The organism is Marinobacter sp. Hex_13 (assembly GCF_001566815.1).
Classification (GTDB): domain Bacteria; phylum Pseudomonadota; class Gammaproteobacteria; order Pseudomonadales; family Oleiphilaceae; genus Marinobacter; species Marinobacter salarius.
The window spans coordinates 1-14,700 of record NZ_LSMM01000093.1; the positions used below are offsets into that span (position 1 = coordinate 1).

Consider the following 14,700-nt stretch of genomic DNA (forward strand, 5'->3'; position numbering starts at 1 on the left):
GGCCCCACCGGGCGCCGGTAAAACCACCAGGGTGCCACTGGCCCTGATGGATGCTGACTGGCGTGAGGGCCGGAAAATCCTGATGTTGGAGCCGAGACGTTTGGCAGCCCGGTCGGCGGCAAGGTACATGGCCGGGCAGATGGGGGAGAAGCCGGGCCAGACCGTTGGTTATCGCACACGGCTTGATACGCAGGTGACGTCTGCCACGGTGATAGAAGTGGTCACCGAAGGTATTCTCACGCGGTTGATCCAGAATGATCCGGCGCTGGAAGACTACGCCGTTGTGATTTTCGATGAGTTTCACGAATTGTTGATTGCGCCAAAATAAGGGTAATTGTGTCAAATTTAGATAATTGCCAATCTACCCGTTGGAGTGTCGCGACGTTTACTTGCCGAATAGAGAAAAGCGAACATTTAGACGCAAGATTCACTGGTGATTTGGAACGAGTCCGCCTGATATTCGTAGTGCCCTTTGTACACCCCTGTATTAATTTAATGGTGCTGTAGGAATGTCGACAGGTTGAGCCGACTCCATATTGCGCTCTGGCAGAATTGGGGAAAATGCGACTGCTCCGGTGAGACCTGCATCAGGCCAAACCCAGACAGATTCACTATCGCGTGCTAGCTATCTTTGAGACTGGCTAGCTCTTGCGAAACCCTGTCAAAAATTTTCTTCGTGTCTGTTTCATCTCTGAGCTTGAAACACTCAACCAATAGTGTCACTGGATGGATGCCCATAGTCGAAGCAAGTTCTTCAATTTTGTCGAGCGTTGGGCACTTGAGACCTCGTTCAAGTTCGCTCATGTAGGTCCGACTACTGACAGTTGTGAATGCTTCTTGAGAGAGACCCTTCGCTTTTCTCTGTCGTCTAAGCGCTATCCCGAAAGCCTGCTGTAGTTCCATATTGACCCCCTAAGGAAAGGGGCCATGAGACCGAATTGCGTGCTATAACACTACACGCTATAGTTTGCATTTTGGGGTGGAGTACCAACCATGTTTATGAGTCAGGCTAACACTGAAGAACTCTTGGGACGCCCTTTTTCTGATGAACAGTTCTGGCCTAGCGTTGAACTTGCTCACAGTGATGTTTGGTTCTTTGTCAGCACTGCTTACTTTCGAAAAGGCGGAACGGGATACCGTTTCTACTTATACACGAGACCTTCCGACCTGGTCGCCTTAATCAAAGAGAATGACGAGCTGTTTTGTATTACCAAGGTGATGGCAGTTACACCTCCCAGGGTCAACCAAACTGGAAGCTGGAGAATGCAGCGCCTTTTGAAGCTTGTGGCACTGTCAGATTCCAACGATCTGCTGCGGATGAACTATATTTATCAGTTCGAGAACGACTTGATTTACGATACTCGCGGCCCTTCAGAAGGCAACGATACTACATACCGCCAAGTTCTTTTTTCTGAAGAATTGCATGCATGCCCGGAGCTAGAGGCCGATGCCATCTAGAAGGATCATGAAAATCCGCGTATTTGAGAATGAGGTTTTCATTGCATTGCCTCTAAGGGTTCTCACTGACTCTGGTTTGAAAGACGGACAGCTGATTCAAGTTACCGTCGAGGATGGTAGCATCATACTTAATTCAGGCGAGCAAGGCGGTAGAGGACACGATCTCGATGGGCTCGTAGCTCAGATTCATATGCAAGCCTTGGATCTTTTTGAAGGGGATGAGGCAGCACGAGATCGGTGGATGAGGAGCCCAATTCGCGCTCTGGGCTGGAAGTCGCCAAACCAGATGCTGCAGTCACTCGAAGACATTGAAGCCTTACGCTTAGTGATTGGTCGGTTAGATCGCGGCTCCTTCCCTTGAAATCATTGGCGCTGTGGCAACCATTGATCAGGCCCCGAGCGCCCTTTGATCGATTAAGGTTTGATTCCATGGGTCAAAGATTTGTCAAATTGTCTGCAAACCTCTCACTTTCGCCGAAGATCGTTAATCAGTCCCGCAGCTTCGGGCCCCGCTCAGCGGTACGATATGTTTTGTTACCTCAAAATAGTAACCATCCGCTGAGTCTCCTTTAGATGATATCGGAACACGCTATTTGGGGGGGTCTATCCCGTTACTGCGGATACTTTAAATATTACTCCGCGCCACCAGCGCGTTCGCCAAAACTTTAAGACCTCTGAGGAAACCATAGTTGAACTTCAAACCCGCCAACATTGAGTGCCAAATGTCTGATGAAAAGGATCCCCTGAGCAAGAAAATTCTGAATAACATCTGTCTCTCTGAGAGAACAGTTTTCACACCTGCAGATTTTTCCGCAATGGGGAGTTGCGAAGCTGTTGAGCATGCCTTGAAAAAATTGATTAACGATGAGGAGATGGTTTCGATAGGATCCGGGGTTATCACACGCGCTCGGCGCAATCGAATCACTGGTGAAATCATGCTCGCTGCCCCCGGGGGATTCCAACAAGTGGCTTTAGAGGCTCTCGATCTCCTTGAAGTTGCTTGGTCCCCATGCGTTGCTGATCTTCAATACAAAGCAGGCGATAAGCAACTTCCGATCCAAACAACAGTGAGAGTGGTCGGTAACTACAAACCCGAGCTCTCTTTTAGGAGATACAAAGTCAGATATGAAGAATAAACATGTCTGTGCAAATTCCCGCCGCTCTATCCTGTCAAAATTTAAAAGCGAATGCTCGCTGTTTTCACATAGAAAACTTGCGGTTCCTGGTATTTCGTTTTGACTTAGTACATTTTAGTAATCGTTCCTACTAAATTAGTAAACTTCACTATTAAACAGAACTAAAGGGCTGGCATGGAGGTTTAAGCCTTTGCCCAACGGCTAATCCCCGTCCACCATGAAATCCTCCGAAGCTCGGTCACTGGAGTCAAAGAATTGATCCCAAACGGGAGCAGGTCACAACAGTTAAACAATGGATCAGCGAACTGATTATGCCGTTATAGCGCGGTGGAAATTGACGCCATAAATTTCCCTATGGTCGCAAAGCGAACATTCGGAATGGCCTTCAATGCCGCCCAATTTGCCTCCGTTTGAGGCTCGGGGTTGTCGTGTTTAGTGGGGGAAGTCCAGACTGGATGGTGGGTCAAGGTTTGTTGAAGGATTTATCAAGGAAATGTCAAATCCCAAACTTAGGCTTTGACATGGGGTAAATATCCACACACCCTGAACGGCTGAGCAATGAACTGGCCGACCTGCCACGCCCGGACACGATCACAGCCCCCCCGATTGTTCCGGCTTGGCATGAAATTGATGCAAGGCTTTACCATCAAAGGTCGTCAGTTTGAAGGTGCGACGGTGGCCGATGGCGAAGTTGTTTTGTTGGGCGAAAGCGAGGTTTGTGAGTTCTTCAACAACACCATGATACCGAATCCCATGCATGTCCGTGGATTGCAGTTCAGGGTGCTAAGCCGACGCTACGCCGATGCACTAGCTGCCGGGCAGTTGGCGGCCGGCATCGTGGATTCAGGGCTGCACGACACCGTGCTGGTGCTGCCCGGAGAGAGGGTCCGGATTGCGCTGACCTTCACCGACTTCCCGGGACTCTATCCTTACCATTGTCACAATATGGAGCACGAGGACAATGGCATGATGCGCTATTACGAGGTGCACAAGGTCTAGGCAACTCAGCAGGGTTGGGTGAACTCCGGGACCGGCACGGCGGTCCCTCCTGCGTTTATTTCCCGGTTACGGATTCAACGTAGTGAGCAACGGCCTCGATCTGTTGCTCCGACAGCGAATCACCGAACGCTGGCATGATCCCCACGCCACTCTTTACCGCATTGCGGACCTGCTCCGCAGAGGGTTTGAGCTCGTCCAGATTGGGGCCAATTTCGCCAACCGATCCTGCATCGTTCAGTGCGTGACAGATGGTGCAGGAGGGTTGAGCCTGCTCGGTGAACACCTTCTTGCCCAGTTCGAGTTGTTCATCCGCCATCACGGTGGCAGACGCAGAGACAAGTACAGCGAATAACAGTGTACGTAGTGACATGGAAAATCCTGGTTCGGTCAAAGAAACGGGCGGCCCGGCGGGCGAACCGCCACAAGGTTCATGCATTTATGAAACGGTGACGGTCACGCCATGGTCTTTCCAACTGGTGTTGCCGTATCCGCGCTCGTTTTCCGTGCGTGTGGGCGGCTGGGTATTGCCCTCGGTGTCGGTTGCGCGGCTGACAATCCGGTGATCGCCGGCGCTCAGATCCATCGACACCACAAACGGCCGCCAGGCATAACGCCCCATGTCGGGCCCAAGGAAGCGGGCGGTCTTCCAGGTTTCGCCACCGTCGGCTGACACCTCCACCTTGCTGACAGCATTCATGCCGCCGAAGGCAACGCCGTACACCAGGTTTTTGCCCTGGCTGGCGGTGGTCAGGGGGGCGGTAACCCAGGATTTGACCGGCATCTCCCACATGGACGGCTGATCGGGTGCTCCTTTCTCGCCAATGGGACGAATGCGATAGCCGGAGGCCTGAATCTTGGCGTCCGACTGGCCCTCGGTGAACGCCACCCGATCCACGTATTTCACGTTGTTGACCCCGAAATAGCCGGGCACAACCATGCGCAAAGGGCCGCCGTGGGCCAGGGGCATGGGCTCATCATTCATGTCCCAGGCCAGCAGGGCCTGATCCAGAGCCTTCAGGGGAATGGACCGTTCCACCATAATGGTTTTCGGGTCCAGCCCGGCAGGCAGGCTCTCGCCGCCCGTGCTGGTGATGTAATTCATCCCGGGTTTCACGCCGCCCAGTTTTGCGACAACCTCCCGTAATGGCACACCGGTCCAGATCAGGCAACCGGCCGCACCTGTGCCCCACTGGGTGCCCCCCGGCCCGTGCTGATAGTAGGCCCGCCCGTTTCCTGAACACTGAAGCACCGTGGTCACAGTTTCCACGCCGATTTTTTTAAGGTCGCCAAGGGTCAGGGACTGGGGGCCATTCACGCCTTCAAAAGTCACTTTCCAGGCATCGCGGTCAGCAACGATATCGGCATTCGGGGCTGGCAGATTGTTGCGCACGTACAATTTGTCACTGTCAGTGACCACACCACTGCCAATCGCTCCCCGTTCGGTTTCGATGGTGTTGGCACTGTGAACGATGACGTCATTGGCGTTTTTCCAGCGAACGTAGTCCGGCAGCGTTTTGGGCTCTGCGGCTTTGGCCAGCGGGCTGAGCCCCAGCAGACTGACGGACGCCATGGCACCGGCGGAGCCCAATAAAAGGCGCCGACGGCTCATTTGGATTGACTCTGCCGGAGACTGGGAGGCAATGGCGGGCGAATCATTGATCGACATGGTATTTCCCTCATTGTTGATCACTCCGGACTGGTTCCGGTTTTGTTGTTGGGCTGATTGCGAATGCATGAGTTAAGTGTAGGGATTGATTAGAAAATAACCACCGAGGTCGGTTCAGGAAGCACTCATCGCTGACTTGTCGATGGGTGGCACATTGCCCGATGGCGCCACAACCAGTAAGCCCGATGCCCGCATCGGCAACCCAATAACTTCCAGCTCGTTGTCACGGGTTCGAAAATCACCGGCACGGGCCACGGCCTGTCGCACGTCCGGATTCCGGAAAAACACGCGCTCCGATATTTGGTACTGAACGATCAGGCTGTTGCCCAGCCGCACGGCGTAGGCCTCGGCGGGCTCGCCACCTACTCTGGTTGTCCAACGGGCCAGAACGCGGCCATTGGCCCACTGCATGGGCGGCGACAGGTCGGCGTCGTCAGACGGCGTGCGCAGATCGTTGCCCACCACCCGCTGATAATCGGCCAGCACGTCGTTGACCATGGGAATCTGACTGGCCACCGCCATCTGATTGGGATCTTCGGGCGTCAGGCTGGGTACCAGAAGCATCGCCGCCAGCACCATGGCCACCGCCCAGCCGCCGCCTCCGATGACAGCCGATGGGCTCAGGCGGGTCAACCAGTGTTTCAGGCCTTCCAGAGGCTTCTGACCGACCGGGCGCCTGTCGCTGGTCTGGACGCTGGCAAGGGTATCGTCGAGGCGCTTGGCAAATGCGGGGGACAATCTGGGCGCGGGTATCTCTTGTAGTCGTTCAGAAAGCATCCGCTGGCGTTCGGCATCGTGTCGGCAGGCCTCACAGCCAGCAAGGTGAGCTTCAACCAGAGTGATGTGATGCTCATCCAGCTCGCCATCGGCATAGCCCGCTAGCCAGTCCTGAATCTGGTGGTGCAGGTCAGACCACTGATGGGATTCCGAAGAGGGGGTGATAGAGGGCTTATCACTCATGGGGGGTCACCCTTGTGTGCGTGTTGTCACTGGCAGCCGGATTGTCGGATGCCACCTTGATCAATCGCTCGGCCAGCAGGCGACGGCCTCGTGACAGGCGGCTCATCACCGTGCCTGGCGCCAGGTCCAGAATCTGCGCAATGTCCTGATAGCTCAGATCTTCAAAGTCCCTCAACAGAACCACCTGCCGGAAGTTGTCCGGCAGGTCGCGAACGGCGGCCATCACCTGCGCATCGGTCTGATGTTTCAGTGCCTGCTCGAACGGGCCGGGAGCGGCGCAGGGGTGTTCGCTCAGCACGGCGTCTTCGGTTGTGAGTACCGGGGCCAGTTGCCGCCGCCGATTGTCCCGGCGGTAGCCATCGGCAACCACACGGTTGAGAATTCTGAGCAGCCAGGCATAGATTGCTACCTGGTCGTCCAACTGGCCAAAATCCCGCCAGGCCCGAAGCAGGGTTTCCTGAGTATAGTCTTCCGCTATTTCAGTCGAGGCGGACTGGCGTTGCGCAACACCGTACAGCCGGTAACGCCAGGGGCGTACTAGGGTGTCAAACTGCTGCTTGCTTCCGGTGCTGCGCATTTTGTGTGCCCGTTTGGAATCGGTGGACTTGTTAACCAAAGACGTCGCCTGTGTTCAGTTTATTCCCTGTCGCCACATTTTTTTACGGGTTGCCGGGAACCGCAATCCAGAACGGGAACTTGCCGTCCACGGGTTGCCGGCGAACGACCTTCAAGGATTGGCTGTCAATCACGGCAATCTGGTTATCCGCCGTGACAGAGGCGTATATGAACCGGCCGTCACGGCTGGCGCGAACGCCATGGGGGCCGACGCCCACATCGACGTTCTTGACAATTTCCAGGCTTTCGGGGTCGATCAGGGTCACGGCGGACGCGGAAATCGCCCCGGTCGCGATGTATTTCCCGCCGGGCACCACGTCGATGCCGCCATGCCCACTGCCCACCTTGAAGGTTTTCAGCATGGTTTCACTGGCCAGGTCCATCACGCCCACGTTGCCCGTAAAGTCGCGCAGCCACAGCCGTTGGCCGTTGGCGCTGATGTCAACGTTGTGAGGCGTCTCAAGCCCCGGCGTCGGAATCTGATGCTGTTTTTCCAGGGTTTGCATGTTCACGACTGCCAGAGCGCCTTCGCCCTGCAAAGTGACGTAGGCAAATTTGCCGTCGGCGCTGTAGATGAGATTGTGGGGTACCTTGCCCACCGGAATTTTCTTCACCAGTTCGAGGGTGTTCATGTCGATCACTGCAACGTCGCCCTGGGTCGGCGCAACCGCAAGGCCATAGCGGCCATCCGGTGAGATCTTGACGCCCTGGGCCACCTCGCCTATCGCCACACTGGCCATGACGTCGCCATTGGCCGTATCCAGAACATAGACATTACCGGTTTTAAAACCAGACACCATCAGGCGAGAGCCATCCGGGCTCAGAGCATCGTAGTGCGCCCCTGCCACGCCAGGCCAGGCCTGTTTTGACGGTAAGGCTCTTACAATACCGCTGTTCTGGACGGCCACATAAAGCGGATCGCGGATGGCGTTCTCCAGGCTCAGCTCTGGGGCCGACCGGGCGGTTGGACCTTCCCGGGATGGCGCTACTGACTGACCCAGCACCGCCTGTCGCAACTGGTACACGTCCTTGCCGGACAGGTTCTGGCCCGCAATCGCCTTGATCTCCTCAGCGGTGTAGGGCTGAAACTCTCCCGCAAGACGCTGCTCGTTACCAAAGGCTGTCAACACGTAGTTCAGCACATCCGCGATCTGCTGGTTCGTGAGGGCACCGCCCCAGGCGGGCATGTTGCCGTTGTACGCCGTGCCCCCCACTTCGATGGACCCCGTCAAACCGTATTGCAGCACGTGGCCAAGATACTGGCGGCCACCAATGCCGTCGGTGGCGTTGTACAGTTCAGCGGTGTGGTTTTTCTGGGGCGGAAACGAGCCCGGTATGCCCTGGCCCTGTGCCTGATGGCAGGCCGCACACTGCTGGCTGTAAACCTTGGCCCCGCGCTCGAAGCGGGTGGATTCAGCCGCATTGGCAGACAAGCTGATACCGATTGCCGTTCCGGCAACAGCGATGAAGGATAGAACGTATTGGCCGATGGTTGGATGCATGCTGAAAGCCCCGAACGCTGAATGAAAGCCGACCGCCTCCATGCTGTGGCAACGCGATGCCAAGATCGAGCCGGTCGGATAAGAACTCAGGGGCCAAGGGCGTTGCCGGGCCGGAATTTATTCCCGACGTAGGTTTGGAACCTGTTCAGATCATGGGCCCCTGCAGACCGTTACGGGCAAGATGCAGTGCGATGGCAGCCATCATGGCACCGAACCAAATCACGGACGCAGTGCTGGCACCTGCAAAAAAGCCACCAGGCTGCCACGAATCACATTGAAAAAGGCTACAACGGCCAACCCCGACGGGCCAGAAACTGTTGAATCATTTACATTAGGTTCAGTCAGGAAGATGTGCTGATGGATCTGGTGATTGAGGATCAGGACGTGGGCCTTCGCCGGAGTTTCGGGACCACTTCTTCGCAGACGGTATCAGCCTGGACTCGCTGAGCCGCGCACCCGCCATCGTTTACGGCCCAAACGACCAGTTACAGCATCGGTTCATGGACAGCTTTGGGTATCACGGCGGTTTTCGCTATCACCTGTGCCCGTCCTCGCAGGGATTTGTCCAGTTTGCACTGGCCGGAGTGGGTTACGGCATGATTGCAGAAAATCAGGCCCTGAGTGTTCCGCTGTATTGGCATTTCTGGCGACACAGCGGCCACACCATTCAGTTTCTGACAACCCGGCTTGAGCGATTTTTTAACAGAGCGTCGTAATACCCACCCCGGGCGATTGCGTCCAGCATTTCAGGCCAGTGCAATCATCGGAGTCACCGCAAGCCCGCCACCGATCAGCAGTACAAACAACATCAGTGCCAGAGCAAAAGGCTTGATCCCCAGGGCGCGAAGCTTCGACATGCGCGTTTCATAACCCAGCGCTGCCATAGCCATGGTAAGTGCGATCTGGCCCGTCAGCGTCAGGCTTTCGTGCAAGGCTTCCGGCAGCGTGACAACGCTGTTAAACAGCGCCACCGCCACAAAACCGAACGCGAACCAGGGAACGGTCAGTTTACCGACGGATTGGGTGCCATCCTGTCTGGTTGCGTGGCGATTGAGCCACCATCTGCCCACCAGCAGCAGGAACGGTACCAACAGCATCACGCGTACCAGCTTGACGACAACCGCGTTCGCCAGCGCCTCTGGGCCAATTGCATTGCCGGCCGCAACCACTTGAGCGACCTCGTGCACGGTGGCACCGATGTAAATGCCATACAGGCCCTGATCCCAGCCGATCATCGAAAACAACACGGGCTCCACCACCATGGCCAGGCTACCGAACAATACAACCGTTGCCACTGCCATGGACGTAGTGGCAGGCCGCGCCCGAATCGTGGCTTCCGTTGCCAGAATGGCCGCCGCCCCGCATATGGCGCTTCCCGCACTGGTCAGCAGGGCAGTCTCCGGGTCCAGCTTGAACCAGCGGGTGCCCAGTTGGTAGCCAACAAACAAAACAGTGACAATGACCAACAGATCCAGAACCACAATGCGCGGCCCCAACGCAAAGACCTGCTGCATGGTGACGGAAAATCCGAACAGCACAATGCCTGTGCGCAACAGCCAGCGGGTCGAAAATTTCAGTCCGGCCTCAACGGATTGGCTTTTCCATGGCATGGGAAGATTCCCGACGATGACCCCCAGCACCAGAGCAAACACCAGCGGGCTGACGCGGTCGCCTGTCAGCGCGGTGAGCAAAAAACCACCGATGGTGAATAGAACACATAACCCAAGACCTTTGTACATAACGCTTTCCTTTATTATCTAATGGAATTACGTTATGCCTTAAATTGTTATCTGTAAAATGAATAAAAAAGGAGATATAAATCGAATATGTAGATTAGTGGTGTTTAATCCGCTGCTATTGTCTCGTGCGCCTTACCTTTTAACCTGTAGTTTGATAAGCTCCGCGCCCGCTGTCGGTGGGCAATTCCGACCCGTTTTCCCGCGTTTTACTCTCGTTGTCACCGCAAGTTGTGTTCGTAACCTGCCTTTTCGTTGATAAAGAGAACCCGCTGACACCCTTCCTGTTTTGACGAGTGCACTGGAAACTCAACTATGGTTAACAAACTCAAAGCCGACTGGCTTTCCAACATCCGAGGCGATTTACTGGCCGGCATCGTGGTTGCACTGGTTCTGGAGCGCTAAACAGCAACTTCTGGGGCTGGTTCAGCCTGGACATCAGGGCCGAGTTTTTGATCGAGACTTTCTGCGGGTCTGGGACACACGTTCTGCATTGAGTAACGGTTAAGGACTTTATGTTGCGACGGTTGGCCAGCAAGCAAGAAATCGCTAGCAGCTCGTGCCGGAATCCCTGCCGCGTTTTAATCAGACCCGCGAGAGCCTCGTTCGAACTCTTGAAGTAGCGCGTTGGGCCATCAAAGTTTCAGAGGTGTATTATCCAGACGCGTTAAGTGGTTCCTTGAGGACAAACGATGTGTCTTATGATGGAGCTATAAACGTCGTTGCACTTTCCACCGAGTGTCATTGAATGGGGTGGAGTCCGATCATAGCCGAGCAGACAAACCTTCTTGTCCTTAATGCCTCCATCGAAGCACTCCGCGCTGGCGAGCAGCGCCGAGGCTTTTCCGTCATTGCCGATGAGGTTCGAACCCCGGCCCAGCGCAATCAGAGATCTACTGAAGAATTGGCATTGACTGCTGAAGCCGAGATCCATGGAGTAGTCGAGGCGACAACAAACATTGTCGACGGCATCCGCAATTCATTTAAAGGTTTTCGCTGAGATCTCAAGAACCATGCAGGAAAGTTCAAGGTCTGGAGCCGCTTTTGAATATACGTTCTGATTGACGAGAGCAAAACTTCCTCCAGCGATACCAATGATTGTTGCGTATTCGTCTATCTTTAATGTTCGCTTTTGTTTAGCTGGGTCTAGAGTAAGCCCTGGTCGCAAAGCGAACGTTTAGATTTGGCGTAGGCTCGGGGATAAGCGGCGACGTATGATGCCGACCGGATCGGCCCCCTTGCTGGTTGCCATAACCGACCCCGGCAGAGAAGTTGGCTCTCGTAGATAAGCTCACGACGTGTTTTCCTCTACGCCCTTATAAAGAGACGTAATGAGCGGGCACTTCACGTCACCCTGCTCAGTGCAACATGCCTGCACCAGCCCCTCCAGCGTTCGCTCGATACGCCGCAGACTTGAAATTTTCTCACGCACCTTGGCGAGCTTCTGTCCGCCCAGTACCCGTGCTTCATCGCAATGGGTGCCGTCTTGCAGTGTTAGCAGTCCTCCGATTTCATCCAGGCTGAAGCCCAACCATTGGGCCGTTCGAATGAACTGAAGACGCGCCAACGCCTGATCGTCGTAATGGCGGATGCTTCCATAGGGTTTGTCAGGCTCTGCCACCAGTCCCCGGCGCTGGTAATAGCGGATGGTTTCCACTCCAATATTGGCGGCCTTGGCCAGGGCGCCAATGGTCATTGAACGTGGTTTCTTGGACATAGGGGGTTGATTCCGTAGCTGACTACGGGAGTAACCTTATCTCAGTCATCCATCTCATGAAAGGAGCCAACGTAATGTCTGAGCCCAAATCCGGTCGCGGTTCGCTGATCGCAGGGGGCGTTGCCGCCGTCCTGGCATCCGCCTGCTGTCTTGGTCCCCTGGTTTTAATCGCGTTAGGAGTTTCAGGCGCCTGGATCGGCAATCTGGCCGCCCTGGAACCCTATCGGCCCTGGTTCATCGGTGCGGCACTGGTGGCCATGGTGTTTGCCTGGCGCCGGATATACCGGCCTGCACAGGATTGCCAGCCGGGCGATGTTTGCGCGGTGCCGCAAGTACGCACAACCTACAAGGTTGTTTTCTGGATTGTCGCGCTGCTCATTCTGACTGCGCTGGCGTTCCCTTATGTTTTACCCCTATTTTACTGAGAGGCATAGCACCATGAAAAAATCACTGATCGCCACAGCGTTATTCCTGTTCGTTAGCCTGCCGGCCCTGGCAGCACCACAAACCGTCACCCTGTCAGTCCCTGGCATGACCTGTTCGGCCTGCCCGATCACCGTCAAGGCCGCTCTCAACCGGGTGGAGGGCGTGACCTCTGTGGATGTTCGTTATGAAGAACGCGATGCGACGGTCACCTTCGACGACGAGAAAACGACCGTTGAGGCACTGACGCAAGCCACCACCAACGCCGGCTATCCGTCCACGCTGAAACAATCTCAGGCAAAACAGGAGTAACCATGGCAAACCCCAAAACCCTGTTGCGGGTGAGCGTCATCGGCACGGTGCTGGTCGCCCTGTGCTGCTTTACCCCAATACTGGTGGTTTTGCTGGGAACCTTAGGCCTGGCAGCCCTCACCGGCTATCTCGACTACGTGCTTTTGCCCGCACTGGTCTTTTTTATTGGCCTGACCTGCTATGCCGTCTGGCGTAAAAAGAAACACGACGCCTGCTGCGACAGCCCTTCAACCAAGGAGTAACGTTTATGAGTGACAACAACCTGCACATTGCGGTGATTGGCAGCGGTGGCAGTGCCATGGCTGCGGCCCTGAAAGCGACGGAGCGCGGTGCCCGGGTGACGCTGATTGAGCGCGGCACCATCGGCGGAACCTGCGTCAACATTGGTTGCGTACCGTCCAAAATCATGATCCGGTCGGCGCATATCGCCCACCTTCGCCGGGAAAGCCCGTTTGACGACGGACTGAGTGCCCAGGCACCGGTGGTGGATCGTTCAGCCCTTCTGGCTCAGCAACAGGCCCGGGTGGAGGAGCTGCGCGAGTCCAAGTACCAGAGCATTCTCAATGACAATGCCGCGATTACCGTCCTCAAGGGCGAGGCGCGGTTCGTGGACGAGCGCACACTGACGGTTACGCTCAACGACGGCGGCGAGCAGACGGTGCACTTCGACCGGGCCTTTATCGGCACCGGTGCCCGGCCCGCCGAACCGCCTGTTCCGGGGCTATCCGAGACGCCCTATCTCACGTCCACCAGTGCGCTGGAGCTGGATCACATTCCCGAGCGCCTCGTTGTGATTGGTGCCTCGGTGGTGGCCATCGAGCTGGCTCAGGCCTTTGCCCGCCTTGGCAGTCGGGTCACCATTCTGGCCCGCAGCCGGGTGCTGTCTCAGGAAGACCCGGCGGTGGGTGAAGCCGTGGAAGCGGCCTTCCGTCGCGAGGGCATCGAGGTGCTCAAGCAGACCCAGGCCAGTGAGATTACCCACAATGGCCGGGTGTTCACCCTCCAAACCAACGCCGGCACCCTGGAGGCGGAGCAACTGCTGGTGGCCAGTGGCCGCACACCCAATACCGAGAACCTGAACCTGGAGGCCGTCGGCGTGGCTACCGAGCGCGGCGCGATCCGGATCGACAACCACCTGCAAACGACCGCGTCCGGCATTTATGCAGCCGGGGACTGCACCGATCAACCCCAGTTCGTCTACGTGGCTGCCGCCGGTGGTAGTCGGGCCGCCATTAACATGACCGGCGGTGACGCCAGCCTCGACCTCAGCGCCATGCCCGAGGTGATCTTTACCGATCCACAAGTGGCCACCGTCGGTCTGTCCGAGGCGGAGGCCCAGGCTCAGGGATACGACACCGACAGCCGCACCCTGACCCTCGATAACGTGCCCCGGGCCCTGGTTAACTTCGATACCGGGGGCTTCATCAAGATGGTCGCTGAGCGTGGCAGCGGACGATTGCTGGGTGTCCAGTCCGTCGCGGGCGAAGCCGGTGAGCTGATCCAGACGGCCGTCATGGCGCTGCGTGCGCGTATGACCGTGAACGACATTGCCGATGAGCTGTTCCCGTACCTGACCATGGTGGAGGGGCTCAAGCTCTGTGCCCAAACCTTCACCAAGGACGTGAAGCAATTGTCGTGCTGTGCGGGATAAGACGGTGCCGCCAATGTATAACATGGATGAGATCGTGGAACGGCTGGGTCTGACCGGCGAAAGGGAAGCCGCGCTTCATGTGACGCTGTTGCGCGAGCTTGCCCTGGGACAACCGGTCACTGTTGAGCGGCTCGCGAAGTCGCTCAACTGGACGACTGATGAGGCAGAGTTGGTGCTGGAAAAACTGCCCTGCGGGACCATCGAGTACGACGGCCAGGGACGGCTGATCGGCTCCGGCATCACACTGCGAGAAACCCCGCATGCATTTGTCATCAACGATCGGCCCCTTTACACCTGGTGTGCACTGGATGCCTTGATGTTTCCAACCGTTATTGGCGAACGGGCGCAGGTGCAATCGCGTTGCCCGCAGACGAACAACCCGATCAACATGACGATTACGCCACAGAGAGTGGTTTCGCTTGAGCCGGAGGACGCGGTCGTCTCTTTAGTGTCGGTGGCCGCATCGGGAGACATTCGAAGTGCGTTTTGTTGCGATGTCCTTTTCTTTGCCTCTCGACAGGCCGG

18 protein-coding genes and 1 pseudogene are annotated in these 14,700 nt (G+C 56.3%); 11 read left to right on the top strand and 8 right to left on the bottom strand.

What is annotated here, in order from left to right; translation table 11 throughout:
• Positions 1-307, top strand: a pseudogene (locus AXW11_RS20555) (ATP-dependent helicase HrpB); the annotation flags it as partial.
• Between the two features lie 314 nt (positions 308-621).
• Here AXW11_RS20555 and AXW11_RS20560 read toward each other — a convergent pair.
• A complete protein-coding gene (locus AXW11_RS20560; protein ID WP_091643267.1) occupies positions 622-903 on the bottom strand; it encodes a helix-turn-helix domain-containing protein in 282 nt (93 codons plus the stop codon).
• Positions 904-993: 90 nt separating this feature from the next.
• On the opposite strand from AXW11_RS20560, the gene AXW11_RS20565 reads away from it, so the two are divergent.
• The 4 genes from AXW11_RS20565 to AXW11_RS20580 all read left to right on the top strand — a co-directional run bounded on the left by AXW11_RS20565 (position 994) and on the right by AXW11_RS20580 (position 3,593).
• Entirely contained in the window at positions 994-1,458 is a 465-nt protein-coding gene (locus tag AXW11_RS20565) for an MCP four helix bundle domain-containing protein (protein WP_091643270.1), read from the top strand.
• 7 nt (positions 1,459-1,465) lie between these two features.
• The gene (locus AXW11_RS20570) at positions 1,466-1,819 is read left to right on the top strand and encodes an antitoxin Xre/MbcA/ParS toxin-binding domain-containing protein (protein ID WP_177190639.1); all 354 of its coding nucleotides are present in this window, start codon (positions 1,466-1,468) and stop codon (positions 1,817-1,819) included.
• 328 nt (positions 1,820-2,147) lie between these two features.
• Entirely contained in the window at positions 2,148-2,594 is a 447-nt protein-coding gene (locus AXW11_RS20575) for a hypothetical protein (protein ID WP_091643275.1), read from the top strand.
• Positions 2,595-3,215: 621 nt separating this feature from the next.
• Complete coding sequence (locus AXW11_RS20580) at positions 3,216-3,593, top strand: multicopper oxidase domain-containing protein (RefSeq protein ID WP_069184690.1); 378 nt, start codon at positions 3,216-3,218, stop codon at positions 3,591-3,593.
• 55 nt (positions 3,594-3,648) lie between these two features.
• Here the strand turns inward: AXW11_RS20580 and sorU are convergent, their stop codons facing one another.
• The 6 genes from sorU to AXW11_RS20610 all read right to left on the bottom strand — a co-directional run bounded on the left by sorU (position 3,649) and on the right by AXW11_RS20610 (position 10,075).
• Entirely contained in the window at positions 3,649-3,963 is a 315-nt protein-coding gene (gene sorU, locus AXW11_RS20585) for a SorU family sulfite dehydrogenase c-type cytochrome subunit (RefSeq protein ID WP_069184689.1), read from the bottom strand.
• 66 nt (positions 3,964-4,029) lie between these two features.
• Positions 4,030-5,259 (bottom strand): SorT family sulfite dehydrogenase catalytic subunit, encoded by a 1,230-nt coding sequence (sorT, locus tag AXW11_RS20590; RefSeq protein ID WP_083231865.1) that lies wholly within the window; start codon positions 5,257-5,259, stop codon positions 4,030-4,032.
• 114 nt (positions 5,260-5,373) lie between these two features.
• Positions 5,374-6,219, bottom strand: a complete 846-nt coding sequence (locus tag AXW11_RS20595; RefSeq protein WP_069184688.1) for an anti-sigma factor family protein — start codon at positions 6,217-6,219, stop codon at positions 5,374-5,376.
• Positions 6,212-6,796: an RNA polymerase sigma factor gene (locus tag AXW11_RS20600; protein WP_141697240.1), complete on the bottom strand. Its 585-nt coding sequence runs from the start codon at positions 6,794-6,796 to the stop codon at positions 6,212-6,214. Before AXW11_RS20600 ends, AXW11_RS20595 begins: the two co-directional genes overlap by 8 nt.
• A gap of 82 nt (positions 6,797-6,878) precedes the next feature.
• Positions 6,879-8,336: a cytochrome D1 domain-containing protein gene (locus AXW11_RS20605; protein WP_205632675.1), complete on the bottom strand. Its 1,458-nt coding sequence runs from the start codon at positions 8,334-8,336 to the stop codon at positions 6,879-6,881.
• 746 nt (positions 8,337-9,082) lie between these two features.
• Complete coding sequence (locus tag AXW11_RS20610) at positions 9,083-10,075, bottom strand: YeiH family protein (protein WP_069184684.1); 993 nt, start codon at positions 10,073-10,075, stop codon at positions 9,083-9,085.
• 745 nt (positions 10,076-10,820) lie between these two features.
• Between AXW11_RS20610 and AXW11_RS20615 the strand changes: the two genes are divergently transcribed.
• On the top strand, positions 10,821-11,072 hold the full coding sequence (locus AXW11_RS20615; RefSeq protein WP_069184683.1) for a methyl-accepting chemotaxis protein: 252 nt from the start codon (positions 10,821-10,823) through the stop codon (positions 11,070-11,072).
• 291 nt (positions 11,073-11,363) lie between these two features.
• On the opposite strand, the gene AXW11_RS20620 is transcribed toward AXW11_RS20615, so the two are convergent.
• On the bottom strand, positions 11,364-11,789 hold the full coding sequence (locus tag AXW11_RS20620) for a MerR family transcriptional regulator (protein ID WP_008175593.1): 426 nt from the start codon (positions 11,787-11,789) through the stop codon (positions 11,364-11,366).
• A gap of 74 nt (positions 11,790-11,863) precedes the next feature.
• On the opposite strand from AXW11_RS20620, the gene merT reads away from it, so the two are divergent.
• The 5 genes from merT to merB form a co-directional block, all read left to right on the top strand.
• A complete protein-coding gene (merT, locus tag AXW11_RS20625) occupies positions 11,864-12,214 on the top strand; it encodes a mercuric ion transporter MerT (protein ID WP_008175596.1) in 351 nt (116 codons plus the stop codon).
• 13 nt (positions 12,215-12,227) lie between these two features.
• Positions 12,228-12,524, top strand: coding sequence for a mercury resistance system periplasmic binding protein MerP (merP, locus tag AXW11_RS20630; RefSeq protein WP_008175598.1), 297 nt, complete (start codon positions 12,228-12,230; stop codon positions 12,522-12,524).
• Positions 12,525-12,526: 2 nt separating this feature from the next.
• The gene (gene merF, locus AXW11_RS20635) at positions 12,527-12,766 is read left to right on the top strand and encodes a mercury resistance system transport protein MerF (RefSeq protein WP_008175600.1); all 240 of its coding nucleotides are present in this window, start codon (positions 12,527-12,529) and stop codon (positions 12,764-12,766) included.
• 5 nt (positions 12,767-12,771) lie between these two features.
• Positions 12,772-14,175 (top strand): mercury(II) reductase, encoded by a 1,404-nt coding sequence (gene merA / locus AXW11_RS20640; RefSeq protein WP_008175602.1) that lies wholly within the window; start codon positions 12,772-12,774, stop codon positions 14,173-14,175.
• A gap of 13 nt (positions 14,176-14,188) precedes the next feature.
• A partial coding sequence (merB, locus tag AXW11_RS20645; RefSeq protein WP_286792675.1) for an organomercurial lyase MerB occupies positions 14,189-14,700 on the top strand: 512 nt, incomplete at its 3' end.

Excerpts from the sequence above, each read along its gene's own strand:
- AXW11_RS20560 (WP_091643267.1), bottom strand. The coding sequence starts at position 903 with ATGGAACTACAGCAGGCTTTCGGGATAGCGCTTAGACGACAGAGAAAA.
- AXW11_RS20565 (WP_091643270.1), top strand. The coding sequence starts at position 994 with ATGTTTATGAGTCAGGCTAACACTGAAGAACTCTTGGGACGCCCTTTT.
- AXW11_RS20570 (WP_177190639.1), top strand. The coding sequence starts at position 1,466 with ATGAAAATCCGCGTATTTGAGAATGAGGTTTTCATTGCATTGCCTCTA.
- AXW11_RS20580 (WP_069184690.1), top strand. The coding sequence starts at position 3,216 with ATGAAATTGATGCAAGGCTTTACCATCAAAGGTCGTCAGTTTGAAGGT.
- sorU (WP_069184689.1), bottom strand. The coding sequence starts at position 3,963 with ATGTCACTACGTACACTGTTATTCGCTGTACTTGTCTCTGCGTCTGCC.
- sorT (WP_083231865.1), bottom strand. The coding sequence starts at position 5,259 with ATGTCGATCAATGATTCGCCCGCCATTGCCTCCCAGTCTCCGGCAGAG.
- AXW11_RS20595 (WP_069184688.1), bottom strand. The coding sequence starts at position 6,219 with ATGAGTGATAAGCCCTCTATCACCCCCTCTTCGGAATCCCATCAGTGG.
- AXW11_RS20600 (WP_141697240.1), bottom strand. The coding sequence starts at position 6,796 with ATGCGCAGCACCGGAAGCAAGCAGCAGTTTGACACCCTAGTACGCCCC.
- AXW11_RS20605 (WP_205632675.1), bottom strand. The coding sequence starts at position 8,336 with ATGCATCCAACCATCGGCCAATACGTTCTATCCTTCATCGCTGTTGCC.
- AXW11_RS20610 (WP_069184684.1), bottom strand. The coding sequence starts at position 10,075 with ATGTACAAAGGTCTTGGGTTATGTGTTCTATTCACCATCGGTGGTTTT.
- AXW11_RS20615 (WP_069184683.1), top strand. The coding sequence starts at position 10,821 with ATGGGGTGGAGTCCGATCATAGCCGAGCAGACAAACCTTCTTGTCCTT.
- AXW11_RS20620 (WP_008175593.1), bottom strand. The coding sequence starts at position 11,789 with ATGTCCAAGAAACCACGTTCAATGACCATTGGCGCCCTGGCCAAGGCC.
- merT (WP_008175596.1), top strand. The coding sequence starts at position 11,864 with ATGTCTGAGCCCAAATCCGGTCGCGGTTCGCTGATCGCAGGGGGCGTT.
- merP (WP_008175598.1), top strand. The coding sequence starts at position 12,228 with ATGAAAAAATCACTGATCGCCACAGCGTTATTCCTGTTCGTTAGCCTG.
- merF (WP_008175600.1), top strand. The coding sequence starts at position 12,527 with ATGGCAAACCCCAAAACCCTGTTGCGGGTGAGCGTCATCGGCACGGTG.
- merA (WP_008175602.1), top strand. The coding sequence starts at position 12,772 with ATGAGTGACAACAACCTGCACATTGCGGTGATTGGCAGCGGTGGCAGT.